Raw genomic sequence first — 25726 nt, 5'->3', positions numbered from 1 at the left:
AAGAGAAAGATGGCACAACGATTATTACTGCTGAGCTATAAAGATCATTTGCACAAATGCCATTTAACGATAAATGAACCAAAAACAATAACAGTCGGAAATGATCGTTCCAACACGATTACATTTATCGATTTACATCCAGCATTGTCCATTATGTGGGATGGTGCTGTATGCACAATCGGTAAACAGCAGCTGCAGTTAAACGAATGCCTTACATTAAACACTCATGACGAGCCGATCCAGATTTATTTCAAGGAAGAAACGGAGCGGTGTGTATACGATACAACAGAAAATTATAGTATTACCTTTGGTGCTAATGATTACGATGATGTAAAAATCAAGAACGCAGCCCTCGATTTTGTACTTATTCGTGAACATTTGGGTGATCCTTTTAAACTTGAAGTCTTTGACGGTCAAGTTTACCACAACTATGTTCGGACAACGGGTGTGCTGCTGCTAGAACCAGGAGACCAGCTTTTTTTTGACGGGATGATGATGAAGATTGGCCAGGAGGAACTTGAAATTCTGGGTGCTGACTCCATCATTGCAACGAAATTGGTTCGTTTGTTTGGCGTTCACAATGATTTCGGCAGTCATTACCCTGATTATCATCGTTCACCAAGGATAATATACCGTGAGCCAGAGGAAAAACGAAAAATTGCTAAACCTTCTAATAAACCTGGAAAACCGAGTGAACAGCTCGCACGGGTGATTGTTCCGCCGCTTGTGATGATTGCAGCAATGATCATGGTCTCATTGTTTCTATCGAATGGGTTTTATATCATCATTATGCTGGCTATGACAGTAACGACGGTCATTTTTTCAATCACATCCTATCTAAAAAGCCTGAAGCAATACCGCTTAGATATTAAAGAACGGGATACAAGCTACCGCGAGTACTTGAAACAGAAGACACAGCAATTATATCAAGCTAGTGAAGAACAGCGGCATGCCCTCTATTATCACTTTCCAGACGTGGAGCAATTGCGTGTGATGGCAATGAAGGTTGATCCCCGAATTTATGAAAAGACTAGCTTACATCATGACTTCCTTATGTATCGCGTTGGATTAGGGCGGGTGGATTCAAGTTTTGAGATTGAATTCAATATCGAGGAGTTTACCCTTGATAAAGATGAACTGTTGGATGCAGCCCGCAATCTTCGGGCTCAGTATCTCACATTAGAGGATGTACCGGCAGTGACGTCATTAATGAATGGACCTGTTGGGTACATTGGACAGCGTCCCCTTGTGCTTGAACAGTTACAAATTTTCGTAATGCAGTCTGCTTTATTTCACAGTTACCATGATGTCCAGTTTGTCACTATCTTTCCTGAAGAGGAAAAAGGGAAATGGGAATGGATGCGCTGGCTCCCACATGCTAGTTTACGAGAACTAAACGTAAGGGGATTTGTTTATCACGAACGGTCCCGTGATCAAGTCCTTAACTCACTTTATCAGATATTAAAAGCACGCAAGCTTGCTATCAATGAGAAAAGTAATAAAAGTGAAAAAATTTATTTCACTCCTCATTTTGTTGTGCTCATAACAGATGAAAAGATGATATTGGATCATGCTGTGATGGAATACTTTAATGAGGACCCAAGTGAATTAGGTGTTTCCCTTGTATTCGTGCAAGATGTCATGCAGTCTCTTCCTGAACAAGTGAAAACTGTGATTGATATCCGTGATGCCTCAACTGGAATGATGATCCTTGAGAAGGGTGAATTGGTCAATCGAAGATTTACACCAGATCAATTTCCGGAAGGCTTTAATAAAGAAGATTTTTCACGTGCGCTGGCTTCGCTCAATCATTTACAAAATTTGAAAAATTCGATTCCAGAAAGCGTGACCTTTCTCGAAATGTACGGTGTAGAGAAAGTGGAGGAACTCGGTATTGACTGGCGGTGGACACAAAATGAAACCTACAAAAGCCTAGCAGTTCCATTGGGAATGCGGGGGAAAGAAGATATTGTCAATTTGAACCTCCATGAGAAGGCACATGGACCACATGGATTAGTTGCTGGGACGACTGGTTCTGGGAAATCGGAAATTATTCAGTCGTATATTCTATCTCTTGCGGTAAACTTTCATCCGCATGAAGCCTCCTTTCTGTTAATTGATTATAAAGGCGGAGGAATGGCCAATTTATTTAAAAATCTTCCGCATTTATTAGGAACGATTACAAATTTGGACGGTACGCAATCGATGCGTGCACTAGCTTCGATTAAAGCAGAATTACAAAAGCGCCAGCGTTTATTTGGAGAACATGATGTCAACCACATCAATCAATATCAAAAACTGTATAAATCAGGTGAGGCTAATGAGCCGATGCCTCATTTATTTTTAATATCAGATGAATTCGCTGAGCTTAAATCCGAGCAGCCGGAATTTATGAAGGAACTTGTTTCGACAGCCCGTATTGGTCGATCACTAGGGATTCATTTGATTCTGGCTACACAAAAGCCGAGTGGTGTTGTGGATGACCAAATATGGTCCAACTCTAAATTTAAGCTGGCACTCAAAGTTCAAAACGCCAGTGATTCTACAGAGATTTTGAAAACGCCGGATGCCGCGAATATCACGCTTCCTGGTCGTGCCTACTTACAGGTCGGCAATAATGAAATTTATGAACTATTTCAAAGTGCTTGGAGCGGGGCAGATTACATTCCTGATAAAAATGATCAAGATTTATTAGACACAACGATTTATGCCATTAATGATCTTGGCCAATATGATATCCTCTCACATGACTTAAGTGGATTATCCAATAAAGGCGACATTAAAAAAGTCCCAACGGAGCTAGATGCGGTAGTGGATTATATTCATGCCTATGCAAACGAAAAAAGGATTGCTGATCTTCCAAGACCATGGCTGCCGCCATTAGAGGAAAGGATCTTCCTTCAAGATTTTGATGAAGTGAGTTATTCAGAAGCTTGGTATGAAGAGAAGAAACCATTAGAAGTGACATTCGGCCTTCTAGATCTCCCAGAAATGCAAGTGCAAAAACCACTAACATTGGATCTTTCTAAAGATGGGCATCTTGCCGTCTTTGCGAGTCCTGGTTATGGGAAGTCAACCTTTTTACAAAGTGTGGCCGTGGATATTGCTAGACATCATAGCCCAGAAAGAGTCCATTTATATTTGATAGACCTAGGGACAAATGGTTTGCTGCCATTACGGGACCTGCCGCATACAGCAGATACCATTATGGTGGATGAGGAAATCAAACTAGGAAAGCTTTTCCGCCGCCTGCAAAATGAGTTAAAAGAACGAAAACAAAAATTAAGTAAATATGGTGTAGGAAATATTCAAATGTATGAACGAGCTAGTGGAGAGGCAGTCCCCGTTATTATTTTGCTCATCGATACAATCGATTCCATTGGCGATGCTCCATATCGGGACGATTTTGAGAGAATAGCGGCGCAGATTGCACGAGAAGGTGTCAGTGCAGGAATCCATATGGTGATCAGTGCTGGGCGACAAAGTGCAATGCGGGCACCGGTCCTGGCAAATATTAAGCATCAGATATCGTTGTTTATGATTGATGGAATGGAGCCGCGGAATATTGTTGGTAGAACAGAGTTAGCAATTGAAGAAGTTCCAGGACGCGGCTTGATTAAATTAGATCAGCCAACCTTGTTTCAAACAGCTCTGCCTGTAAAAGGTGAAGATACTCTGACGATTATTAAACATATTCAAGAAGAAAGTATAGAGATGAAGAACGCTTGGAAAGGCAAGCTGCCATTGCCGATTCCGATGGTTCCAGAAACAATTGACTTCACTCAATTTATTGAGAAACCGGAGACAAAAGCCATTTTAAACAAAGGTGGCATTCCATTTGCGGTAGATTTTGAAAATGTCGAGCCAATCGAATTAAGTGTTGTTAAGGATCAGTTTACATTAATTTTAAGTGACCGAATTGAGGCAGTGGAACAAACCTATCTAACCCTGATCGCAAGTATCTCAGTTAATCATCACATCGATGTGGGGCTAATCGACAATGCTGCTTCTAGATTTAGAATGTATAAGGAAAATGTCAATCTTTATGCCGACCATGCTGGTTCAATGGAGGAGTTTATCGAGCGGCTTCAGCAATTATTTGAAACAAGGGAAGATGCCTTCCGTCAAGTTCAAATGGCCACCAATGGACGTGCGACTAGGAATGATTTTCTAAAGGAGATCCGCCCTATGGTTGTCTTCATAACCGATGTGTCATTCGTGATCGAATCGATGTCATTTACAGAACAATCGACACTTGTAAAACTAATGGACACTGGAGCTCGCGCAGGCATTCATTTTGTTGTCGGAGCCGTTCATGGTGCATTAGAAAGGCAATACGATGATATCGCGACCACGGTGAAGAAACAAAAAACGGGCATATTGATTGGGAGAATTACGGAGCAGAACATCCTTGAGGTCCTAACTAGACCATATAAAGAGCCAAATTTACTTCCATATGAAGCCTACTACATTAAACAGGGCAAAGCAGAAAAGATCAAAATTGCTGCTCCTAGCGTAAAAAGAGAGGAAGTGAATGTCCATGTTTGATTGGTTCAAAAGCGATACGGAGAGAAAAAGAGATGATTATTACGACCTGTATGAAAAACTCAGGAGTGCCGTCTCGGAACACGATCATAAGGTATCAGAAGCAAATGGAGCCTACAGTTCATATCTAGGTACTATTCCGAATCTATCTAACTCGAAAATACCTTCAAATGATTTTGAAACTAGCAGGGAAGAACTAACCGAAAAGTTAAAACAGTATTTTCGGGCAGATCAAGAAAAGCGGAGTTCACTGGTTGCTGCGAAAAATAAGGCATATGAACGCTATGTCCATTATAAAAATTTGGCCATTAAAGAGGCAGAAGCGGAAAGAGTTAGAAGAGAAAAGGAATTGAAAGAGCTACAGGAAAGATTGGAGCGATTGATCAGTGGGGAGCGTTAGAATTGACGGGGATAAAGTAAATGAAGCCAAGGCCGCGGCGAAGGCATTAGAGCAATCGATTGAACAAACCTATGAATCTTGTGAACAACTAATTTCTTACCTTCATTCGGCCAAATGGAGCGGGAAATCTAGAGATTCCTTTTTAAGTTATCTGGAAATCATTCAGAAATATCATCGTGATATGAAGTCCGCTGTCGCAAAACAAACAAAAGCGTTAAATAACCTGGATGGTTACATAGATGATTTCCTTCAAGACGGCTCAGTAAGGGAAGTGAAGAATTTATGATGGGACAATCAACAGATACGTTTTCAACGGCTGAATTATACCTTTTAGCGGCGGCTTTTGGTGGAACTGTTCTTTTTGGCTTACCTGAGAAAGAAGTATACCAATTACAAGGTGAAGAGGTATTTAAAGAGGCACATGACCGGCTGATTGAGAAGAAAATCATCACACCCGAGGGAAAGATAACAAAATCTGGGGCGCTGGTCATCCGAACCATTGAATTTTACCATCAAAGTAAGAAATACGTACGTATCAATAATCTTCTCTTTGCCTTCCGTGAACGTGAAAGTGATGAGGTCATTGTGCTGGTGGAGTTGGAAAAACAGGGTCATTATCAGTTACGCGTCACTTCTAAAGCGACATTATTAAAAATGTTAAGTGAACAATTTCCGGTGATTGTAAGAGAACCAGTTGAAACTGAAAAAGCGTTCTTAAAAAAAGAGTTATCTAATCAAGAAAGACGCGAGACCGAGAGTTTTGAACCGGAAGAGATGTTTATGAATTTAGAATTCTTCCATCTTAAAGAGGAACATAAGGATCGATTTAATTGGCACTATTATCAGCAGTGGCTCATTTTTACGAAAAACGAAAAGTTAATCATGGTAGATACTGTAAACAAAAAATATTATCATGCCAGTCAATACTGGTTTTTGAAGGTCCTATTTGATGAAATGGATTTCCCTTATAAGGAGGCGAAGTCATATGCTTAAAGCTGATGGGGGCGGTTCCAGCCTGCTGATTAATATAAATCCTGATGAGATGACAACCATTTTCACCTTTTTGCAGGGTATTATTACAGAGCTAGAGACCAATGCCACACCGAGTATTGAAAAATTGGCGAACATCGATTATTACACAGAAGGAAAAGCCAAAAAAGCAATGGATGTATATGCAGAAGCGAATCAGAAGGTAATGGATTTATACGATAATTACTCCCGTGCTGCTGCGCTGGTGATAGATATCCTAAATACGATGATGCAGGCAGATGAAGCAATCGCGGAACAAATCATCGCAAAACTGGGGGTATGATGTGATGGATGTAAAATATATCCCGTCAGACTGGGATAAGATGAAAGACGGTATTGGCGATTTAATCGGCCTGGGCCGCTGGGGAAAAGGGATGATCGATACTCTGAAAGATCTTAGTGATAATTTAGAGGATGCTGAATCTGATATCGCGAACTATGATAGTGATGGGATCATTTCCTTTCATCACACCAGCCAAAAAAGCAGGTACCAAGGGCTGTTCGAAGATTTCAAGGTCTTACATAGTTTTACCGGAAAGGTTGGCGATATCGTCGACAGGACGATTGATCAGCCCTTCTATGAAGATATGGATGCCTTTGTTGAAGCTATGCGGGACTTAACAATTTCCAACTATACAACGACGAATCGAGTCGGGGCGACAGAGATTCAGTATGTCTATGCAGGATACGGTCCTGCTCAATCTTTTGAAGTTCCTAAAACGGAAGTAAGCTTGGATGACTTGTTTAGTGGAGATAATTACTATGCAAGTCAAATGAAGCTTGAATACGATGCTTGGAAAGAACTTAATCCAGACCAGGAATTTTCGCAAGAGGAATATCAGCAAGCCATTTTAAACACCCGTGCCTTTGAGTACGAATCGATTCGGAACCAACAAGAAGACAAAGAATTTTGGGTGCAAATAGGGGCATTAGTTGTCATTGTTGGGGCGACACTCATCTGTCCCCCAGCAGGGATGGCCTTAGGGGCAGCATATGGTGCGATGGAATTGAGTTCAGCTGTTTCCGGCAAGGACTGGGTGTCAGGCCGGGACCTAGGGACATCGGAAAGGTGGTTCCGCGGATTATTGGCCCCATTGGATATTGTTCCCGGTGTCAGCGGGTTAACGAAATTCAGCAGCACGGTAAGGCTTGCTAACGTTGGAGATAATATTGGACAATTAGGTTTAAAGACAGGTGCTCAAGGAAGTTTCCGCCAAGGTGTTATACATGTTGACAACATGGTAAAAACAGCCGGCCAGCAATCGATTACACGTTTGAAGAGTGCATCAGCGGCAATAATAGATACGTCAAATGTAATGAAAAATAAATTGGCAAAAGATACACTGGAAGCAGGTAGGTTAGTAGACTCTGCTATTACACAAGCGAAAAACATTACCCCGTCGCGGAGAATGGGCTTGGCTATTGATAATGCTGGCGATGTTGGTAAGGTGCGCATACCTGTTGAGAATACCCATGCAGTGGAGAATAAGCTGAAAGATGTGTTGAGCAGGATTGATGGGGTTAATCTTGGAAGTCGAAGCGTTAAGGCGGCAGATCAGGCCGATGAAAGAATCTCAGAAAATATCTTAAAAGTTTTACAAGAAAATAATATCAGTGTAGAGGAATTTCAACGCATTAAGCTGACGCCAGTATCAGAATTGTCAGATCGTGAAATGAATTTAATCTTTTACCTTCGGGAGTCTGTAGAAAAACCAACAGAAGACACTTTAATGAGTAAGGTAGTACCAATAGACTCCATTGATGACTTTCTAAGGAGAGAAAAGCCATATACAACCGTTGCCGGTTATGTAGCAAAGTATGAAGATGTTGCAAATGTAACAGGTGACTATAAGGAAACCCTTGAGACGTTACGGTTAGATTATACGTATGAAAAAGATGGTGTTGTTATTAGAACATATCCGGATGATGGTGATTCTTATGCGGTCATCCGCTTTAAATACAGTGATGTGTCGGACGATTTGATTCAAATACCATATGGTACAGAATTTTATGGTTCAACGACTGATGCATATCCTTGTACACATAATGGCTTCTTAGGCGGAAGAAATGAAACAATTGTTCCTGAGTGGCAAGTGAAGGATTATGCTCGGGCAAACATTCAAGAAGGTGCTGAGATGTATAGGGTGGTTGATGGCAAAGAGGAGAAAATTGCTATCTTTAGAAACGGCCGTTTTGAACCAATAGACTTTAATAATAATTAGAAGTGTGGGGGTATTATGGATAGATGCGTTGCTGTTTATGATAATAAAAAATATAAGGCCTTTGCAGCAAGGGTTAAAGGTCAAATAACGAGCATCAAATTATTTATGCACCGAAAAGAACCAGGTTTCACATCTGCTATGTCTGCATACGATAAAGATTTACATGAAAAAGAAGTAAAAAAGGAAGAGGTTTCGGAGTTATATCGGGAGTATTTTATCGCCCGATACAAAAATTATGAATTTTTTGTTGCTCGTATTTTCCGGGATGATAAAGAGATGGAAATTGTGACGGCAGATTCCAATTTAGGCAGAGAGTGTAATCTCGATTATCAAGATAGAGATCTGTATACGAAAAGACTAGGATCTGATGATGAATATCACCTTATTCATGTAAAGGAAGATTATCTGAGCAAGAACACAATCCGAACAGAAGTGACTTTGGAGGAGTGTTTTAAAATAGAAATTGAGCTGTTTGAATAAGGGGGGCTGGTTCGATGGCAGAAAGTCTGGTAAAGGATAAGATTGCTTTATTAAATAGATACGAAGAATCGTCAGAACAATTTCAGTCCTGTTATGAAGAAATTATCTTCGACATCGTCAAAACAGAGGACTTGTTTACGGTGGTAAGGAAGGAATCATCAGTAGAAAGCATTAAGGATGGGACGGCTCCCATTTTCTGCGGGATAGGCTATAACGATATTCCGAGCGTTTGGTTATTTACTGAGGAATCGATTGCAAAGGAATATACGAACCATTACAACTTGAAAAAAGATGAGGTTGGCTTATATAAGAAAGTAGCCATTGAAGAATTAACGGTTTTTTTATTTAATGCGATGTTTTCTGGGGTCAGTGGATTAATTGTTGATGAAGGGAAAAATACACTGACCACCAATGTATATGATTTAGTAAATACCTCATTACTAGCGATGCAGCGCCAGCCTGTTTTAGAAAAACAAGAATACAAGATTATGACTCTGTTTAATCAAATGAAATTTGGATCAAAAAAATTATGGATCATACCTGCAAAAGAAACAACAGGGGAAGAGCTAATTTTTAATCAGTTTTCTCCGCTGCAAATTGAAAATACTATTAAAATATATGAAACTCAGGATGAAGGTAAAAAAGAGTCGTTGCGGCATGGTTATAAAAATGAATTTTCAGCATCCGTCGACATAAACAGTCTGTATCAAGTATTAAACCATTCTATCAACAAGGGGATAAGGGAAGTACTTTTCGTTGGCAATGATTATGAAGTGAAAATGAGTTTTATAAAAGTATTAAATATATTGGCACGAATGAATGATCGAAAAAGTAGTTAAATTTAATACCATTATTACAAGAAGCTATGTTTTTCCTGATAGTTAAGGAGAAGCAAGAAAGATTAAAGTCAGGATTCAAAGTAAATAGCTTTGAATCTATTTTTATATTTTTATAATCTCTATTATCTTTACAATATAGATTGCCGAACAGTTCATCGCAAAACTGGAGGTATGATCGAATGGATGTAAAATATATCCCATCAGACTGGGAAAAAATGAAAGACGGCATTGGCGATTTAATCGGCCTGGGCCACTGGGGCAAAGGGATGATTGATACTCTGAAAGATCTAAGTGATAATTTAGAGGATGCTGAGTCTGATATCGCGAACTATGATAGTGATGGGGTCATAACATTTCATCACACCAGTCAAAAAAGCAAGTACCAAGGATTATTTGAAGACTACGAGATTTTACACAACTTTACCGGGAAGGTCGGAGAGATTGTTGACCGCACAATTGATCAGCCGTTCTATGAAGATATGGATGCATTTGTTAAAGCGATGCGGGATTTAACGATTTCCAACTATACAACGACTAATCGAGTCGGAGCGACAGAGACTCAATATGTCTATGCAGGTTACGGTCCTGCTCAATCGTTTGAAGTTCCTAAAACAGAAGTAAGCTTGGATGACTTGTTTAGTGGAGATAATTACTATGCTAATCAAATGAAGCTTGAATACGATGCTTGGAAAGTACTTAATCCAGACCAGGATTTCTCGCAAGAAGAATATCAACAAGCCGTTTTAAATACACGTGCTTTTGAATATGAATCCATTCGGAACCAGCAAGAAAACAAAGAATTTTGGGTGCAAATTGGAGCGTTAGTGGTAATTGTTGGAGCGACAATCATTTGTCCTCCAGCAGGCATGGCCTTAGGGGTTGCCTATGGTGCGATGGAATTGAGTTCAGCTGTTTCCGGCAAGGACTGGGTGTCAGGCCGGGAGCTAGGGACATCGGAAAGGTGGTTCCGCGGACTTTTGGCCCCATTGGATATTGTTCCAGGTGTCAGCGGGTTAACGAAATTCTCAAGCACGGTCCGCCTTGCCCATCTAGAGGAGAGTATCGGAACAATTGGATTGCGGACAGGAGTTAAAGGGAGTATCCATCAAGGAATTACTCATATCGATCACATGGTTAAAACCGCTGGTCAGCAATCGGTCACACGATTGAGGAATGCCTCGGCTGCCATAAAAGATGCAGCTGATGTTGTGATAAATAAGCTGGCAAAGGATACAATTGAAGTAGGTAGACTAGCGGACACAGTTATAACAGGTATAAATAACACAGTCCCTTTCCCAAAAAGACTTGTGGTAACTTCAACAGGTGAAAAGGTGTATCTCCCTGTAGAAAAAAGTCCTGCCGTGGAGAATTCTTTAAAAAATATAATTAGTAAGATTGATGGAATTAATTTTGAGGTTGCTGCAAGTAAAGGTAAGAGCAATGGTAAAAATATAATAAATGATACCATTGTCAAAGAGGTTAGAGAGATAGATTTTGGAGAACATATAATAAAAGGGAAAAATGGAAAAAAAGAACTCCTGCCGAATATAAAATATATAACAAATGATAACTATAAATACACTACTGACGATCTTGGGCGTATTATTGATGTAGATGCTCCTGAGCTTGTATTAAAAAAGGCTGATAGAAATAAATATGCACAAGCCAATGTCGGGGGAGAGGATAGATTACCAGATGATGATGGCGGTCATTTAATTGGAGCACAGTTTAATGGACCGGCTGATATTGATAATCTAGTACCTCAAAATAGTCAAATTAATAGACGTGGTGGAGTCTGGTATGAGATGGAGACAGAATGGGCAAATGCACTGAAAGAAATACCACCTAAAAAGGTGTCTGTTCAAATTGAACCCATTTATACCAAGACATCAATGCGACCAGATTCATTTATGGTAGAATACGAGATTGATGGGGATTACCCAGTGATTCGTGAGATTGCGAATAAATCAGGAGGTTGACAATGATGAGCTTTGAACAAAAATTAAATAAATTATATCAACAAATAGCTCAAAAGATTAATGATATGATTCCGGTTGAATGGAGTAATTTTTACTTCAATGGAGAAGTGAAGGGGAAAGAAGGAGGAGTTTTTTTCTTTTTCACACCAAAAGTAGATAATGGAAAAGCTATTTTTTCACATTTTATCCCCAAATTTTATGGTGTAGATAAGAGACTCTATAATCCTGCACTTCATGAATTATTTGAACTAACCCATGCACTTCAAAAGGTATTTATTGATAATGACCAAGAACCTTGGTTTTCGGTCACAATGATAGTAAATGAATCCGGTAAATTAAATGTGAAGTTTGATTATATCAACTGGACTAATAGTGATTTCGGTCCTTCTGCAAGAATTAAATACTTTGAGTATAAATATATAAATCAAGATAATAACGTGCAAGACTTAGAATTAATAGCGAGAATGAAAGAATATGAAGAAACAAACAAATAGCTGGATAAAAAACCTTTCCTACTAAAACTAGAACTAAAAAAGGGGTTTTTGTATGGTAAATAATATAAGAGGTGGAATTATGATTAAGTCTGGTGACTATGCAATAATTAATAATTTCGAATATGAAATATACGATAATGGTGATGACACTTTTAATTTAGTAACAAATGATCCTCAATCTATTAAAGAAGGATTTAGTGAGGATAATTTTCCTAATATCTTTTTTAAGATTATTAATGTAAAAGATCTTAAGAACGCTTTTAATGTTAAAACGTATGGAAAATATAAGAATGTAGAGATAAATGTGCATAAGGAAAATGAAAATCAATATCTGGTTGGTACTTCCGATTCTTCAATAGCTAAAACCTTAGGTTTAGATAGAACTGATAAATATTATTATGAAAAATGGGTGCCAAAAGAAGATGTACAGTTATTTGAAGTCAGAAAGCCACTCATATTTTAAAATTAAACTGAGCTGTATAGCATTAATAAATATAATCAGGAAATATGGGTCGTTAATAAAGGATTCAAAGTCAAATGAGCTTTGAATCCATTTTTATATTCCCTGATACCAAGGTTTTTCCTAATAGTTTAGGGATGAATAGAATGGTAGATAAATTAAATTGGGATCAGAATGAAATTAGCTGGTATTTTGGACATAATATTGTTAAAGGAATAAATAATACTATCTTGGCATCCGTAAAACAGGCTCTCTACTTATAGGAAATGATTTAAATCTACCAAGAGTAGATCGTGATACTTGGCTTGGATGGGTGCCTAAAAGTAAGGTAAAACTCATGGAAGAAAAAACAGCTATTAATCCAGAAGATTTATAAATTATGTGATTGTATATAGAAGTAAAATATCATTTAGATATAAACAAGGATTCAAAGAGTAGTGAGCTTTGAGTCCTTATTTATTTCCTAAAGTAGATAACCGATGTGAATGCAGATAAATAATTACCAGGTGGGCTAGTCAAATATTTAGATAGAAATATTAATATGATCGAATTTTTAGAGATAGTGTCGGTTCGACGGATATAGTACGGAATATTTATCAGAAATAGATCCATCCCCAGTGGTGGTATGTACAGGGGATGAAAATTATAACTATAATTTTACTAAACTTAAAGTTATCCTAAGGAGGATTTAATATGACGAATGAAAAAGCAAAGAAAATTATAAAAAATGAAGGGCTACAACGTTTTAATTGGTATAATGCACATCCGTTAAAAGAAAATGAAGTAGGGATAAGAATCGGTAATAATAACCATTGGGAAGTATATGTAACTGATGAGAGAGCTAGTGTTGTACAAGGCTCCATAAAAGTATTTGATGATGAAAGTGATGCGCTTGACAATTTTATTAAAAGATTGAGAACTGAAAAAATATTATTTCAGTAAATTTATTATCCCTAATAAGCACGTATTATTTCTGAAATTGAATAACTGGGATTTAGCATAGTTGATAAAGATACCATGAGTTTGGAAGTGTATCAAAAGAACAGTAGTGGATTCAAAAAGCATTAAGTATGGATGTTTCATGGAAGAAAAAACAGCAATCTATCCAGAAGATTTATAAATTAAGAGTCTGCTCTTTTTATGGAAGCAGGCTTTATTTATGCGTGCGGTTTCCACAAAATGTATTTTCTGCCATTCGTGGTTGAAAATCGGCCATTAATCTAAAATATCAGCCAAAAACCCTAAAAATGAGCCATTCCTTAAAGTTGAAACCTTACTCAATCTAATTCCGAATAATATTTACCTTGATTTGTATATTGTGTGTCATACGATAAAGGAGTTTTTTAGGAATACATAGAATACATACATATAATGCCATAAATGGGTATAATCCATCTGAGGAGGAGTCACCTTGTCTCTTGAACACATGAATCCCACGATTGAAAAAATACTAGTAAACATTGAAAAGGTTATGATTGGTAAAAGGGACGTAGCTGAACTTAGCTTGGTTGCTCTATTAGCTGGCGGCCACGTACTCTTAGAAGACGTACCAGGTGTTGGGAAAACAATGATGGTCCGTGCTCTGGCTAAGTCTGTCAATGCTAATTTCCGTAGAATTCAATTCACTCCGGACCTGTTGCCATCCGATGTAACCGGAGTCTCCATATATAATCCAAAAGAAATGGAATTTCAATTTCGTCCCGGTCCGTTAATGGGGAACATTATTCTCGCCGATGAGATTAACCGGACATCCCCGAAGACGCAGTCTGCGCTATTAGAAGGGATGGAGGAAGCAAGTGTTACGATTGATGGGGTAACTCATCAACTGAATCAGCCATTCTTCGTTATGGCGACGCAAAACCCAATCGAATATGAAGGGACCTATCCGCTTCCCGAGGCACAGTTGGACCGTTTTTTATTAAAAATGAGAATGGGTTATCCGGACTTACAAGAGGAAATCGAAGTGTTGAACCGAGCACAAAAGGTTCCGCCAATTGAGGAGCTAACTCCAGCCATTGACCTGGAAGGTCTTCTCGATTTGCAGAAAGAAATCAAAGATGTGTTTGTTGATGATACGATGAAGCGTTATATTGTCGATATCGTTAACCGTACAAGGGGCCACGGCAGTGTCTACCTTGGGGCAAGTCCTAGGGGTTCGATTGCCTTGATGAAAGCAGCACAGGCTTATGCCTATATGTTCGGCCGCGATTATGTTCTGCCGGATGACATCCAATATTTAGCTCGATTTGTCTTATCCCATCGAATTATTTTAAAGTCAGAAGCAAAATTCGAAGGGATTTCCGCTGAAGAATTAGTTAACCAGGTGGTTGCCAGAGTCCCGGTTCCGGTTCAAAGGTTAGTGAAATAAATGGAAAAATTTTGGCCGATATTGAAAAAAGTCTGGAAGTTTATCCTGCTGCTTTTTTTGATTCTATTAACGTTTTCTTATGCGATGTTCCAAGGGGGCTTTGTTAGCTGGTTTTTATTATACAGCTTTTTACCCTTTGCGATTTATTGTGTCGCCCTATCGTTCTACTCTTTAAATGAGTTTGAGGTGACACGAGTATTGCCAAAAACCGACTATAATGCCGGAGAGCCTTTAAAGGTGATGGTTTATGTAAAAAGGGCAAACTCTTTTCCTCTCTTTTATTTACTAATTGAGGACCAGTTAGATGATTCCTTGAAATTTGCTCCCCAGCAAAAGAAACCGAAGGCCTTGCTTCTTCCGGGCTTAAGGAAGGAATTTTCTTATGAATATATCATTGATGAACTGCCGCGCGGGGAACATTTTTTTGAATCCTTTACGCTAAGAATCGGCGATCCACTCGGTTTATTTGAGAAGGAAAAGAAGGTTGTTAAAGAGGGCAAAATCATTGTCTATCCTGCATATACAGAGCTATTATATCGATCGTTTGAAAATCATTATGATTCAGGTTTAACGGCTTCCAGGGAACGTGTCCAGCGTGATACATCGATGGCGACTGGGGTAAGGGATTACCAGCCGGGTGATCGCTTTTCGTGGATCAACTGGAAAGCTTCCGCCAAACGAAATGTGCTGATGACGAAGGAATTTGAGCAGCGGCAATCACATGATGTTTTTGTGGTCATGGACTGCATACCGAATAAGCAGTTTGAGCCCGTTGTTTCGTTCACAGCCTCATTAGTACGGGCTATTTTGAAAAAAGGAGCCCAGACAGGTCTGTTAACAATTAGCACCGAACGTGCCTCCTTTCCGATTCGCGGTGGGGAACAGCACCTCCAGCAGCTTTTTTATCATTTGGCCAAAATTGAGGCGAAGTGCATCATCCCTTTTGAAAAGGTGTTGGATACAGACGGTCTGCTCATCCAACAAACGGTTTCGTTTATGCTTGTCACAGCCCAGATTACTAAACCCCTAATTGAAAAAGCGAGCTTTCTTGGCCAGAGAAAAGGTGGAACGATTACGCTTTTTCTGATTAAAGGGGAGAAAGAAGCTCCGACAGATGATGAGCGGTCATTGATAGCAATCGCTAATGGCCGCGGAGTCCGGGTTGTATGGGTTCAGGAAGGCGAACACATGGCTGCCTTTTCGGAGGTGAACTTCCGATGATTAAAAGAGATTTTTCATCATTTTTGTTATATACATTTAGTTTTTTTCTACTATGGGAATGGCTGCGGCCCATTGAACAATTAACAGAAACAGAGCATATTGAGATATTTATTATCTTTTTGGTGATCTCGTTTGCTTTATCATTCTTACATTTTAAATGGTTTTGGAAATATAGTATAAAGACTTTCTTTATTTTCTATGCCATTAACCGGCTTCACTATGAAGAAGGCCTCTTTGATCCAACATGGGTCAAGGACTTCTTTAGAGATATAGCTGATAACTTTGGATTGCTCGCAGCAAGGAACTGGAATGAATTATCGAACGAGTTCAGGTCATTGTTATTTTTTATCCTGCTTTGGCTAATGGTGTACTTAATAAATTACTGGATCTTAAATCGAAAGCAGATCTTTATTTTTTTCTTTATGACACTAGTCTATATAACGGTTTTAGATACTTTTACACCTTATGTTGCCAAAGCCGCGATAGTCAGAACGGTGGTGGCTGGTTTTGCAGTAATGGGAATGCTGACCTTTTACCGCATCATTCAAAAGGAAAATGTCAGCACCGAATCGACCTATCCCCGTAGGTGGATGGTGCCGCTCGCTGTTATGATTTCGTTAAGTGTTCTCGTTGGTATCGCTGCACCAAAAGCCGCACCGATTTGGCCTGATCCTGTTCCATATTTAACGGCTGCTAACGACAAGGTTCCAGAACGTAAGGCAAGCGGAGTTCATCGGATAGGGTACGGAACAAACGATGCTGAATTAGGCGGTCCATTTATAGGGGATAATAACCCCGTCTTTCAATATGGAGGGAATGGAAAGAATTATTGGAAGATGGAGACAAAAGATAGGTATACAGGAAAAGGCTGGCTCGCTTCTGGAACGACGCCAATAACATTTCGTCAGGAAGACCTTGTCCCTGTCTTTTCACTGCCTGGAACAGTAGAAACAATTAAAGAATCGGCACGGGTCGTCACAAACCCGGCATATAATTTCAACTATCTTATGTATCCAGCCGGAATTAACAAAGTTTTAAAGATGCTCCCGGATGGCAGTCGATTTGAAATCGATACCACCAATGAAAGAATCAGCCTTTTTGGTGATAATAATGAACCAGCCGTACCGCGAGTCTTTACGGTTGAATTTGAAAGACCAAAATACAAGGCTAGGGACTTAATTCAGACAACAAGTTTCAACCCAACAAGCATCAACCAAGAATTTTATCAAAGATATACCCTTCTGCCAGAAGAGCTGCCGCCGCGAGTGAAAACATTAGCAGAAGAGATTACTGCCACAGAAACCAATTGGTATGATAAGGCAAAAGCAATAGAAAACTATTTCGGAAGATCTGAGTTCACCTATGATCAGAAAAATGTCGCGGTGCCTGACACCAACGATGATTATGTTGATCAGTTTTTGTTTGAGACAAAAAGGGGATATTGTGATAATTTCTCCTCTTCGATGGCCGTTATGCTGCGAACGCTAGGGATTCCTGCACGTTGGGTAAAAGGGTTCACAGGCGGGGACTTTCTTCAATATAGTGATGAGGATTCAGGGACACAGATTTATCAGGTAACGAATAATAATGCCCACTCCTGGGTTGAGGTCTATTTCCCAAACCAAGGCTGGGTACCATTTGAGCCAACGAAAGGTTTTTCAAATGAAATTATTATTAATTATGAAGCAGGGGGGACATCATCCAATAATCAATCGACCAGCACACCACCTGTGAAAAAGCCTCAGCAAGAAGAGATTAAGGATACCAATCCAACAAATGATTCAAATAAATGGTTTGATGTGAAAAGAATCTGGGCGGAAACCAAATTGTTTTTCAAAAACAATTGGAAGCGAATGATTCTCTTGTTTCTACTTTTAAGTGGAGTGGCCGGCATTCTTTATCGTATTCGCGGCAAGTGGGTCCCATACTGTTTGTTAATGTTATATCGATTAAAGAAAAAGGACGAAAACTTCGGTGCAGCCTACTTAGCCTTATTGGAACAGTTTGATCGCTATGGGTTGAAGAGGAAAGAAAACCAAACATTACGAAACTATGCCCGCTACATTGATTCATTCTTTTCGACCAGAGAGATGACTCGATTGACTGCGATTTATGAAAATTATTTGTATCATCAACACCTGCCAAAGGGAACTTGGAAAGAATCGCATGAATTATGGGAAAATTTAATCAAAAAAACAATTGCTTGACCAGAAAAACGACCTATTGTTACAATATGTACTAATTCATGTAAGCACGAGCACCCGACGGAAAGGATGCTTGTGCTATTCAAAATATAGTACGTTTTCTTCATATATCCTCGATAATATGGTTCGAGAGTCTCTACCGGGTCACCGTATAATGATCTGACTATGAAGGCAGGATTTTTCTGTGGTCTTTTTGCGAGAAAACTAGAATTCTGCCTTCCTGGTGTTTTATGGAAGGGAGAATTCTAGTTTTTTTTATAACCTTTAATGGAAAGGTTAATAATAACTATAACTTGAGAAGATTGAGGTGGATGCTTTGCCAAGCAAGCACGAGATGATTATTGTATTAGATTTTGGGAGTCAATATAACCAGTTAATTACCCGCAGGATCCGTGAATTTGGGGTTTATAGTGAGCTACATCCGCATACGATTACAGCAGAAGAAATTCGTAAATTAAACCCAAAAGGGATTATCTTCTCCGGCGGGCCAAATAGTGTGTACGATGAAAATTCCTTCCGCTGTGATGAGGCCATTTTTGAAATGGGTCTGCCAATCCTAGGAATTTGCTACGGAATGCAATTAATGACTGTTCATTTTAATGGAAAGGTTGAAAAAGCGAACCAACGTGAATATGGAAAAGCAACCATGACAGTGCAACATCCATCAGCGTTGTTTAGCGGCCAGCCAACTGAACAGACTGTGTGGATGAGCCATGGTGACCTTGTTGTGGAAGCACCTTCAGGTTTTACCGTGGATGGCACAAACCCAACCTGCCCGATTGCAGCGATGAGTAATGAGGAGCAAAAGCTGTATGCTGTTCAGTTTCACCCAGAAGTACGTCATTCGGTTTATGGGAATGAACTGTTAAGAAATTTCGTCTTTAATGTGTGTGAATGCACCGGCGATTGGTCAATGGGCAACTTTATTGAAATGGAAATGGCAAAGATTCGTGAAACAGTTGGCGACAAAAAAGTCCTTTGTGCCTTAAGTGGCGGGGTGGATTCTTCTGTTGTTGCCGTGCTTATTCATAAGGCGATTGGCGACCAGCTTACCTGTATTTTTGTCGACCATGGCCTGCTTCGGAAAAATGAAGCTGAGAGCGTGATGAAGACTTTTTCTGAAGGCTTCCACATGAATGTCATCAAAGTCGATGCCAAAGAACGTTTCTTATCGAAGTTGGAAGGTGTTTCTGATCCAGAGAAGAAACGTAAAATCATCGGCAATGAGTTTATTTATGTATTTGATGATGAAGCGACAAAACTCAAAGGGATTGAGTTTTTAGCCCAAGGTACACTTTATACCGATATTATTGAAAGTGGAACAGCAACGGCACAAACAATTAAGTCTCATCATAACGTAGGCGGATTACCAGAAGATATGCAGTTTAAATTGATTGAACCGCTGAATACCTTATTTAAGGATGAAGTTCGAGCGCTTGGAACCGAGCTTGGGATTCCAGATGACATCGTCTGGAGACAGCCATTCCCTGGCCCAGGTCTAGGTATTCGTGTGTTAGGGGCTATTTCAGAAGATAAACTGGAGATCGTCCGCGAATCTGATTGGATTTTACGCGAGGAAATTAAAAAAGCGGGTCTAGACCGTGAAATTTGGCAGTACTTCACCGTGTTACCAGACATTCGCAGTGTCGGAGTAATGGGGGATGCAAGAACATACGATTACACAATTGGTATTCGTGCCGTGACCTCTATTGACGGAATGACATCCGATTGGGCAAGGATTCCATGGGATGTTCTAGAAGTCATTTCGACACGTATTGTTAACGAAGTAGCACATGTAAACCGGGTAGTTTACGACATCACCAGTAAGCCACCAGCAACAATTGAGTGGGAATAAGAAAAGCTTTTTTGCCCCTAGGCGCTGAAGCTAGACAATAAAAAAACGGAAGCACCTTGTGCGGCAGGTAAGAACTGGATCTAATATAGGTCCAGTTCTTTTTTATTTAGCTTTTTAAATGGTAAATATTGATTTTTTATTAAAGTGATTTTTGCGAAGTTCGTGACACTAATGGGGGAACGTGAGCCAGAAGAGATCCCATATGGAAGATCGACCGAGGAGGCTCTCGGCCGAGCCCTCGGAAAGGGAGTGAATTTCGTAATAATCACCATTATCTAAGACTACATTCATCATATACGAACGATATTAAAATTATTTTTAATATCGTTCGTATTTTATATTTACAAGAGATAGGATTCCTGCTAAAATAAAATACGAGTTAAGAGAATATTAATATTAATTGCATCGTATAATCTTGGGGATATGGCCCAAAAGTTTCTACCGAGCTACCGTAAATGGCTTGACTACGAGGCAGTGTTTAAAAATAGAGGCCAGCCTCTATTTGTTGCACATGCCTAAAGTCACGCTCCGGTAGAATGATGCCGGAGCTTTTTTGCATAATAAAGAAAAGACCTTAGGGGGAATAGAAATGCAGAAGTATTTTGAGTTTGAGAAACATGGTACGAATTATCGCCGCGAGTTTATTGGGGGATTAACTACCTTCTTAGCAATGGCTTATATACTAGTTGTTAACCCGTTGACATTATCATTAGCATCGATCAAGGATTATCCAGATGCCTTAAGAATGGACTATGGTGCAGTATTTGTGGCAACAGCTCTTGCATCCGCAATAGGATCGATTGTAATGGGACTTCTCGGGAAGTATCCGCTGGCACTGGCGCCGGGAATGGGCTTGAATGCGTTCTTTGCGTATACTGTTGTATTAGGCAGCGGGATTCCTTGGCAGCATGCCCTTGGTGCTGTTCTTATCTCAGGTGTATTTTTCTTCCTATTAACGCTAACTGGACTGCGTGAAAAAATTATTAACGCGATTCCAATTGATTTAAAACACGCAGTTGGTGCGGGGATTGGCTTATTCATTACCTTTATCGGGTTACAAAATGCTGGAATTGTGGTCAATAATGATGCAACACTTGTTGGTTTAGGGGATCTAACAGCTGGACCTACTTTGCTTGCTATTTTTGGGATTATCATCACTGTAATTATGATGACTAGAGGGATTAATGGAGCAGTATTTTATGGAATGGTCATCACTGTCATCGTTGGAATGATCTTTAACTTAATTGATTTGCCGCATAAAGTAGTCGATACAGTTCCAAGTTTATCACCGACCTTTGGTGCAGCCTTCTCGTCATTTGGAGATAGTTCATTTTATTCAACAGCAATGCTTGGAATTATTCTTACCTTCTTGTTTGTTGATTTCTTTGACAATGCTGGAACACTTGTTGCAGTAGCGAACCAAGCAGGAATTATGAAAGACAATAAGCTTCCACGAGCTGGACGCGCGTTAATTTCGGATTCGATTGCAACAACTGTTGGTGCTGTACTTGGTACATCCACAACAACGTCTTACATTGAGTCATCTGCAGGGGTTGCCTCTGGAGCTAGAACAGGATTTGCGGCTTTAGTAACAGCAGGACTATTTATCTTATCGCTATTCTTCTTTCCATTATTATCAGTTGTTACTGCACCTGTAACAGCACCTGCATTAATTATTGTTGGGGTGTTAATGGTATCTTCATTAGGAAAAATTGATTGGCAGCGTTTTGAAATAGCTGTTCCAGCATTCTTAACGATGATAGCAATGCCTCTAACTTACAGCATTGCCACTGGTATTGCTATTGGCTTTATCTTTTACCCTATTACAATGATCATAAAGGGCCGAACAAAAGAAATTCATCCAATCATGTACTTCTTCTTTGTAATCTTTGTTCTATATTTCATTTTCTTAAAATAAATTAAATGAGGACTGTGGACTTTCCGCAGTTCTTTTTTATTTGTTCTTACTCTTGCTTCATAATAATTAGCAGGATTGAATAATTTACCATTTGGTTAGACGTAATGTTGTCGAACAATGTCGTTGACTTCCTGTTTTCACTCTTTTATCCTTTAACTATCAAGGTGAAATGGGAGAAATGGGGAAAAGGGTATGGCGCAACTGAAAATTGAAAAGGTTTTAAATAATAATGTGTTGATTGCTGAACACCCTTCTTATGAAGAAGTTGTTTTAATAGGCAAAGGGCTTGGTTTTAATCGTAAACACGGAGACTTGATCGAAACAGATTCAGTCGAAAAACTCTTTGTCTTAAAAAATGAAAAAGAGCAGCAAAATTATATTAAATTACTGCCTTTTATTGATAATGAATTTTTAGAGGTTATCATAGCGTCGATTGACTTAATTAAACAACGTACGAATTCGATGCTGAATGAACATATTCATGTTGCCCTAACAGACCATCTGATGTTTGCCTTAACGAGAGCTTCACAAGGGATGGAAATGAAAAATCCATTTTTAGTCGAAACGAAGGCGCTTTATCGCCATGAGTATGAAGTGGCTGCCGAAGTAGTCCAGCTTATTAAGGATAAAACTGGCATTAGCTTTCCAATCGGTGAGATTGGTTTTATCGCCCTCCACATACATAGTGCCATAACCAATAAGGATCTTTCAGATGTAAATCAACATTCCCAGCTTGTCAGCAGGCTAGTGGATATGGTTGAAGAGCAACTTGAAATCGAGATCGATAAAGAAGGTATCGATTATATGAGACTTGTTCGTCACCTTCATTTTGCCATCGATAGGGTTGTTAAAGGTGAAAAAGTAGATGAACCAGAAAAAATTGCTTCCCTATTGAAAGATGAATATCCTATATGCTATAATCTCTCATGGAAGCTCATAAAAGTGATGCAACAATCCTTAAAAATGAAAGTCTTTGATGCAGAAGCAGTATATCTAACTATGCATTTACAGCGACTTCAAAAAAAATATAAATAGCACTTATTCTTACGTGTTACTGATTCGATCAGGCATGAGTAAAAAGTTTAATTGAAATGAAGTGGATGGGGTAATCTATACCCATATCTTCATTTAATTGAACATTTACTCATGCCTTTTTTTGTTGGTATTTCTCTCAAATATGTAACCGCTTTATGAGCTGTACAAAAAATTAGGAGGTATTTTTTTATGTTTAAAAATGCTTTTGGTGTTTTACAAAAAGTCGGTAAAGCACTTATGTTACCGGTTGCGATTTTGCCGGCTGCCGGGATATTATTAGCAGTTGGTAATGCGCTTCAAAACCCAACATTAATTGACCTCGCTCCATTCTTAGACAATAGTGCCATTGCTATGGTTGCAAAGATTATGGAACAAGCTGGTAGTGTTATTTTCGGAAACCTGTCACTGTTATTTGCTGTTGGGGTAGCGATTGGGCTAGCTGGAGGAGAAGGTGTAGCTGGACTTGCTGCGATTGTAGGGTTCCTAATTATGAATGCAACAATGGGAACTGCTTTGGGAATTGATGCAGATGCACTTGCAAAGCATCCTCAAAGTTACGCTTCTGTATTAGGGATACCGACACTGCAAACGGGTGTTTTCGGAGGTATCATCGTCGGTCTGATTGCTGCGTATATGTATAACAAATTCTTCGAAATTGAATTACCATCATATCTAGGTTTCTTTGCTGGTAAACGATTTGTACCGATTGCAACAGCTGCAAGTACTGTTCTTTTAGGTTTATTAATGATTGTTATTTGGCCGCCAATTCAAACAGGTCTGAATGCATTCTCAACTAACATGGTTGATGCAAATAGAACCGTTGCTGCCTTTATTTTCGGAGTAATTGAACGTGCATTAATTCCGTTTGGATTGCATCATATTTTCTATGCACCATTCTGGTATGAATTTGGAAGCTATACAAATGCTGCGGGAGATCTTGTCCGTGGTGACCAACGTATTTTTATGGAACAAATTAAAGATAATGTTCAACACTTAACGGCAGGTACTTTCACAACAGGTAAATATCCATTCATGATGTTTGGGCTTCCTGCTGCTGCACTTGCGATTTATCATGAAGCTCGTCCGGAAAAGAAGGCAATTGTAGGTGGATTAATGGCGTCTGCAGCATTAACTTCTTTCCTTACAGGTATTACAGAACCAATTGAATTCTCATTCTTATTTGTTGCACCAGTATTATTTGGTATCCATGCGATTTTTGCAGGATTATCGTTTATGACAATGCACTTGTTAAATGTAAAAATTGGGATGACCTTCTCAGGTGGATTAATTGACTATGTCCTATTTGGATTAATTAATCCGCAAACCAATGCATGGATCGTAATTCCAGTAGGTCTAGTCTTTGCAGTTATTTATTATTTCGGTTTCCGATTTGCGATTCGTAAGTTTAATTTAAAAACACCAGGTCGTGAACTAGAGGAAGAAGATCAAGCACCAACAGGAAAAGCGAGTGCGGGTGATTTAGCATCTAATATTTTAGAGGCTATGGGCGGTAAGGAAAATATTGCTCACTTAGATGCATGTATTACACGTCTTCGTGTATCGGTTAATGATATTAAAAACGTGGATAAAAACGAATTGAAAAAACTTGGTGCTGCGGGTGTCCTTGAAGTAGGTAATAACATTCAAGCGATTTTTGGACCTCGTTCTGAAACCATTAAGGGACAAATGAAGGATATTATGTCTGGTAAGAGACCAAGTGCGGCTTCTGTTGATACAGCTGATAAAGGTGCCGAGCAAAACAACGTAAATTCTGGTGCACTTGAAAAAGCGCGTGAGAATGAAGTGTTTGCAGCGCCGATTAAAGGTGAAATTAAGCCGATTACGGAAGTGCCTGATCAGGTGTTTGCTGGTAAAATGATGGGTGATGGCTTTGCGATTGTACCGGCTGAAGGAACAGTTGTTTCTCCAGTTAACGGAAAAATTGTAAACCTATTCCCTACAAAACATGCCATTGGTATCTTATCTGATACAGGCCGTGAAATCCTAATTCATGTTGGTATTGACACTGTTAATCTAAAAGGTCAAGGATTTGAAACGTTAGTTTCTGAAAATGACATTATTGAACAGGGACAGCCGTTATTAAAAGTTGACCTAAATTACATTAAAGAACATGCCACTTCTACAATCACGCCAATTGTCTTCACGAACTTAGCTGAAGGTGAGAAAGTTGTGATCAATAAACAAGGTCAAGTGGAATTGAAGCAAGAAGGAATCATTACAATTACAAAGTAAGTGAAAGTTGGCTGGCCCTGATGATGGGGCCGGCTTTTCTATTTATATGGTTCTTTTAAAAGTGAATGCAAAAATCAACACTATCCAATAACAGAGCTATTTATATAGAAGAAAATAGGAAGAGGAAATTAATTTTAGAATTTTGATTGACGTAACATCGACAAGGTGGTAGTATATTAAAGCAGTCGTTATTGACGAGTTACTAACTTGTTGATGTTGAAAATATTTAAAAAAAATGTTGACAACGAATGACTGAAATGATATAGTAATAAAGTTGCTTCAAACGAAGTAACGGACTTGTTCTTTGAAAACTAAACAAACAAAATCGTGCAAACAAACAATAACTTTTAGCTTCAATTAAGAAGCTAAGCCAACGTAACAAATGAGCTAATCAACTTTCTTGGAGAGTTTGATCCTGGCTCAG

19 protein-coding genes and 2 riboswitches are annotated in these 25726 nt (G+C 39.2%); all 19 genes read left to right on the top strand.

Going from position 1 to position 25726, the window contains the following annotated elements:
* Positions 1-9 precede the first annotated feature (9 nt).
* The 19 genes from essC to ptsG all read left to right on the top strand — a co-directional run bounded on the left by essC (position 10) and on the right by ptsG (position 25302).
* Entirely contained in the window at positions 10-4548 is a 4539-nt protein-coding gene (gene essC, locus KW850_RS29350) for a type VII secretion protein EssC (protein WP_218351222.1), read from the top strand.
* Positions 4535-4945 carry a chorismate synthase gene (locus KW850_RS29345; RefSeq protein ID WP_218351221.1) on the top strand — a complete coding sequence of 137 codons (411 nt, stop codon included), beginning with the start codon at positions 4535-4537 and terminating at the stop codon, positions 4943-4945. Before essC ends, KW850_RS29345 begins: the two co-directional genes overlap by 14 nt.
* Positions 4932-5231, top strand: a complete 300-nt coding sequence (locus tag KW850_RS29340) for a WXG100 family type VII secretion target (protein WP_218351220.1) — start codon at positions 4932-4934, stop codon at positions 5229-5231. Before KW850_RS29345 ends, KW850_RS29340 begins: the two co-directional genes overlap by 14 nt.
* On the top strand, positions 5231-5938 hold the full coding sequence (locus KW850_RS29335) for a DUF5081 family protein (RefSeq protein ID WP_218351219.1): 708 nt from the start codon (positions 5231-5233) through the stop codon (positions 5936-5938). The genes KW850_RS29340 and KW850_RS29335 overlap by 1 nt, the downstream gene beginning before the upstream one ends.
* Positions 5931-6257: a hypothetical protein gene (locus KW850_RS29330; RefSeq protein WP_218351218.1), complete on the top strand. Its 327-nt coding sequence runs from the start codon at positions 5931-5933 to the stop codon at positions 6255-6257. Before KW850_RS29335 ends, KW850_RS29330 begins: the two co-directional genes overlap by 8 nt.
* 4 nt (positions 6258-6261) lie before the next feature.
* Positions 6262-8196, top strand: a complete 1935-nt coding sequence (locus KW850_RS29325; protein WP_218351217.1) for a hypothetical protein — start codon at positions 6262-6264, stop codon at positions 8194-8196.
* Between the two features lie 15 nt (positions 8197-8211).
* Positions 8212-8676, top strand: coding sequence for a hypothetical protein (locus KW850_RS29320; protein WP_218351216.1), 465 nt, complete (start codon positions 8212-8214; stop codon positions 8674-8676).
* 14 nt (positions 8677-8690) lie between these two features.
* Positions 8691-9515, top strand: a complete 825-nt coding sequence (locus KW850_RS29315) for a hypothetical protein (protein WP_218351215.1) — start codon at positions 8691-8693, stop codon at positions 9513-9515.
* Between the two features lie 179 nt (positions 9516-9694).
* Positions 9695-11494 (top strand): DNA/RNA non-specific endonuclease, encoded by a 1800-nt coding sequence (locus KW850_RS33655; RefSeq protein WP_256358529.1) that lies wholly within the window; start codon positions 9695-9697, stop codon positions 11492-11494.
* Between the two features lie 5 nt (positions 11495-11499).
* A complete protein-coding gene (locus tag KW850_RS29305) occupies positions 11500-11988 on the top strand; it encodes an immunity protein YezG family protein (protein ID WP_218351214.1) in 489 nt (162 codons plus the stop codon).
* Positions 11989-12040: 52 nt separating this feature from the next.
* Positions 12041-12451, top strand: coding sequence for a hypothetical protein (locus KW850_RS29300; protein WP_218351213.1), 411 nt, complete (start codon positions 12041-12043; stop codon positions 12449-12451).
* A 690-nt stretch (positions 12452-13141) separates the two neighbouring features.
* Entirely contained in the window at positions 13142-13390 is a 249-nt protein-coding gene (locus tag KW850_RS29295) for an Imm59 family immunity protein (protein WP_218351212.1), read from the top strand.
* 484 nt (positions 13391-13874) lie between these two features.
* Entirely contained in the window at positions 13875-14816 is a 942-nt protein-coding gene (locus tag KW850_RS29290) for an AAA family ATPase (protein ID WP_374226397.1), read from the top strand.
* Positions 14817-16037, top strand: coding sequence for a DUF58 domain-containing protein (locus KW850_RS29285; RefSeq protein WP_218351210.1), 1221 nt, complete (start codon positions 14817-14819; stop codon positions 16035-16037).
* Positions 16034-18244, top strand: coding sequence for a transglutaminase TgpA family protein (locus KW850_RS29280; RefSeq protein ID WP_218351209.1), 2211 nt, complete (start codon positions 16034-16036; stop codon positions 18242-18244). The genes KW850_RS29285 and KW850_RS29280 overlap by 4 nt, the downstream gene beginning before the upstream one ends.
* Positions 18245-18324: 80 nt before the next feature.
* Positions 18325-18427: riboswitch (purine riboswitch) on the top strand.
* A 148-nt stretch (positions 18428-18575) separates the two neighbouring features.
* Complete coding sequence (guaA, locus tag KW850_RS29275) at positions 18576-20096, top strand: glutamine-hydrolyzing GMP synthase (RefSeq protein WP_218351245.1); 1521 nt, start codon at positions 18576-18578, stop codon at positions 20094-20096.
* Positions 20097-20481: 385 nt separating this feature from the next.
* Positions 20482-20583, top strand: a riboswitch (purine riboswitch).
* Between the two features lie 102 nt (positions 20584-20685).
* Positions 20686-22014, top strand: a complete 1329-nt coding sequence (locus tag KW850_RS29270; protein WP_218351208.1) for an NCS2 family permease — start codon at positions 20686-20688, stop codon at positions 22012-22014.
* A 192-nt stretch (positions 22015-22206) separates the two neighbouring features.
* A complete protein-coding gene (gene glcT / locus KW850_RS29265) occupies positions 22207-23049 on the top strand; it encodes a glucose PTS transporter transcription antiterminator GlcT (protein ID WP_218351207.1) in 843 nt (280 codons plus the stop codon).
* A gap of 189 nt (positions 23050-23238) precedes the next feature.
* Positions 23239-25302, top strand: coding sequence for a glucose-specific PTS transporter subunit IIBC (gene ptsG, locus KW850_RS29260; RefSeq protein ID WP_218351206.1), 2064 nt, complete (start codon positions 23239-23241; stop codon positions 25300-25302).
* The last annotated feature ends 424 nt before the right edge of the window (positions 25303-25726 follow it).

The sequence above is a fragment of the Bacillus sp. sid0103 genome, assembly GCF_019219025.1.
This window is presented reverse-complemented; position numbering and strand designations above follow the sequence as displayed.

Bases quoted from the DNA above. Each gene is read 5' to 3' on its own strand.
- essC (WP_218351222.1), top strand. From the start codon at position 10: ATGGCACAACGATTATTACTGCTGAGCTATAAAGATCATTTGCACAAA.
- KW850_RS29345 (WP_218351221.1), top strand. From the start codon at position 4,535: ATGTCCATGTTTGATTGGTTCAAAAGCGATACGGAGAGAAAAAGAGAT.
- KW850_RS29335 (WP_218351219.1), top strand. From the start codon at position 5,231: ATGGGACAATCAACAGATACGTTTTCAACGGCTGAATTATACCTTTTA.
- KW850_RS29330 (WP_218351218.1), top strand. From the start codon at position 5,931: ATGCTTAAAGCTGATGGGGGCGGTTCCAGCCTGCTGATTAATATAAAT.
- KW850_RS29325 (WP_218351217.1), top strand. From the start codon at position 6,262: ATGGATGTAAAATATATCCCGTCAGACTGGGATAAGATGAAAGACGGT.
- KW850_RS29320 (WP_218351216.1), top strand. From the start codon at position 8,212: ATGGATAGATGCGTTGCTGTTTATGATAATAAAAAATATAAGGCCTTT.
- KW850_RS29315 (WP_218351215.1), top strand. From the start codon at position 8,691: ATGGCAGAAAGTCTGGTAAAGGATAAGATTGCTTTATTAAATAGATAC.
- KW850_RS33655 (WP_256358529.1), top strand. From the start codon at position 9,695: ATGGATGTAAAATATATCCCATCAGACTGGGAAAAAATGAAAGACGGC.
- KW850_RS29305 (WP_218351214.1), top strand. From the start codon at position 11,500: ATGAGCTTTGAACAAAAATTAAATAAATTATATCAACAAATAGCTCAA.
- KW850_RS29300 (WP_218351213.1), top strand. From the start codon at position 12,041: ATGGTAAATAATATAAGAGGTGGAATTATGATTAAGTCTGGTGACTAT.
- KW850_RS29295 (WP_218351212.1), top strand. From the start codon at position 13,142: ATGACGAATGAAAAAGCAAAGAAAATTATAAAAAATGAAGGGCTACAA.
- KW850_RS29290 (WP_374226397.1), top strand. From the start codon at position 13,875: ATGAATCCCACGATTGAAAAAATACTAGTAAACATTGAAAAGGTTATG.
- KW850_RS29285 (WP_218351210.1), top strand. From the start codon at position 14,817: ATGGAAAAATTTTGGCCGATATTGAAAAAAGTCTGGAAGTTTATCCTG.
- KW850_RS29280 (WP_218351209.1), top strand. From the start codon at position 16,034: ATGATTAAAAGAGATTTTTCATCATTTTTGTTATATACATTTAGTTTT.
- guaA (WP_218351245.1), top strand. From the start codon at position 18,576: ATGATTATTGTATTAGATTTTGGGAGTCAATATAACCAGTTAATTACC.
- KW850_RS29270 (WP_218351208.1), top strand. From the start codon at position 20,686: ATGCAGAAGTATTTTGAGTTTGAGAAACATGGTACGAATTATCGCCGC.
- glcT (WP_218351207.1), top strand. From the start codon at position 22,207: ATGGCGCAACTGAAAATTGAAAAGGTTTTAAATAATAATGTGTTGATT.
- ptsG (WP_218351206.1), top strand. From the start codon at position 23,239: ATGTTTAAAAATGCTTTTGGTGTTTTACAAAAAGTCGGTAAAGCACTT.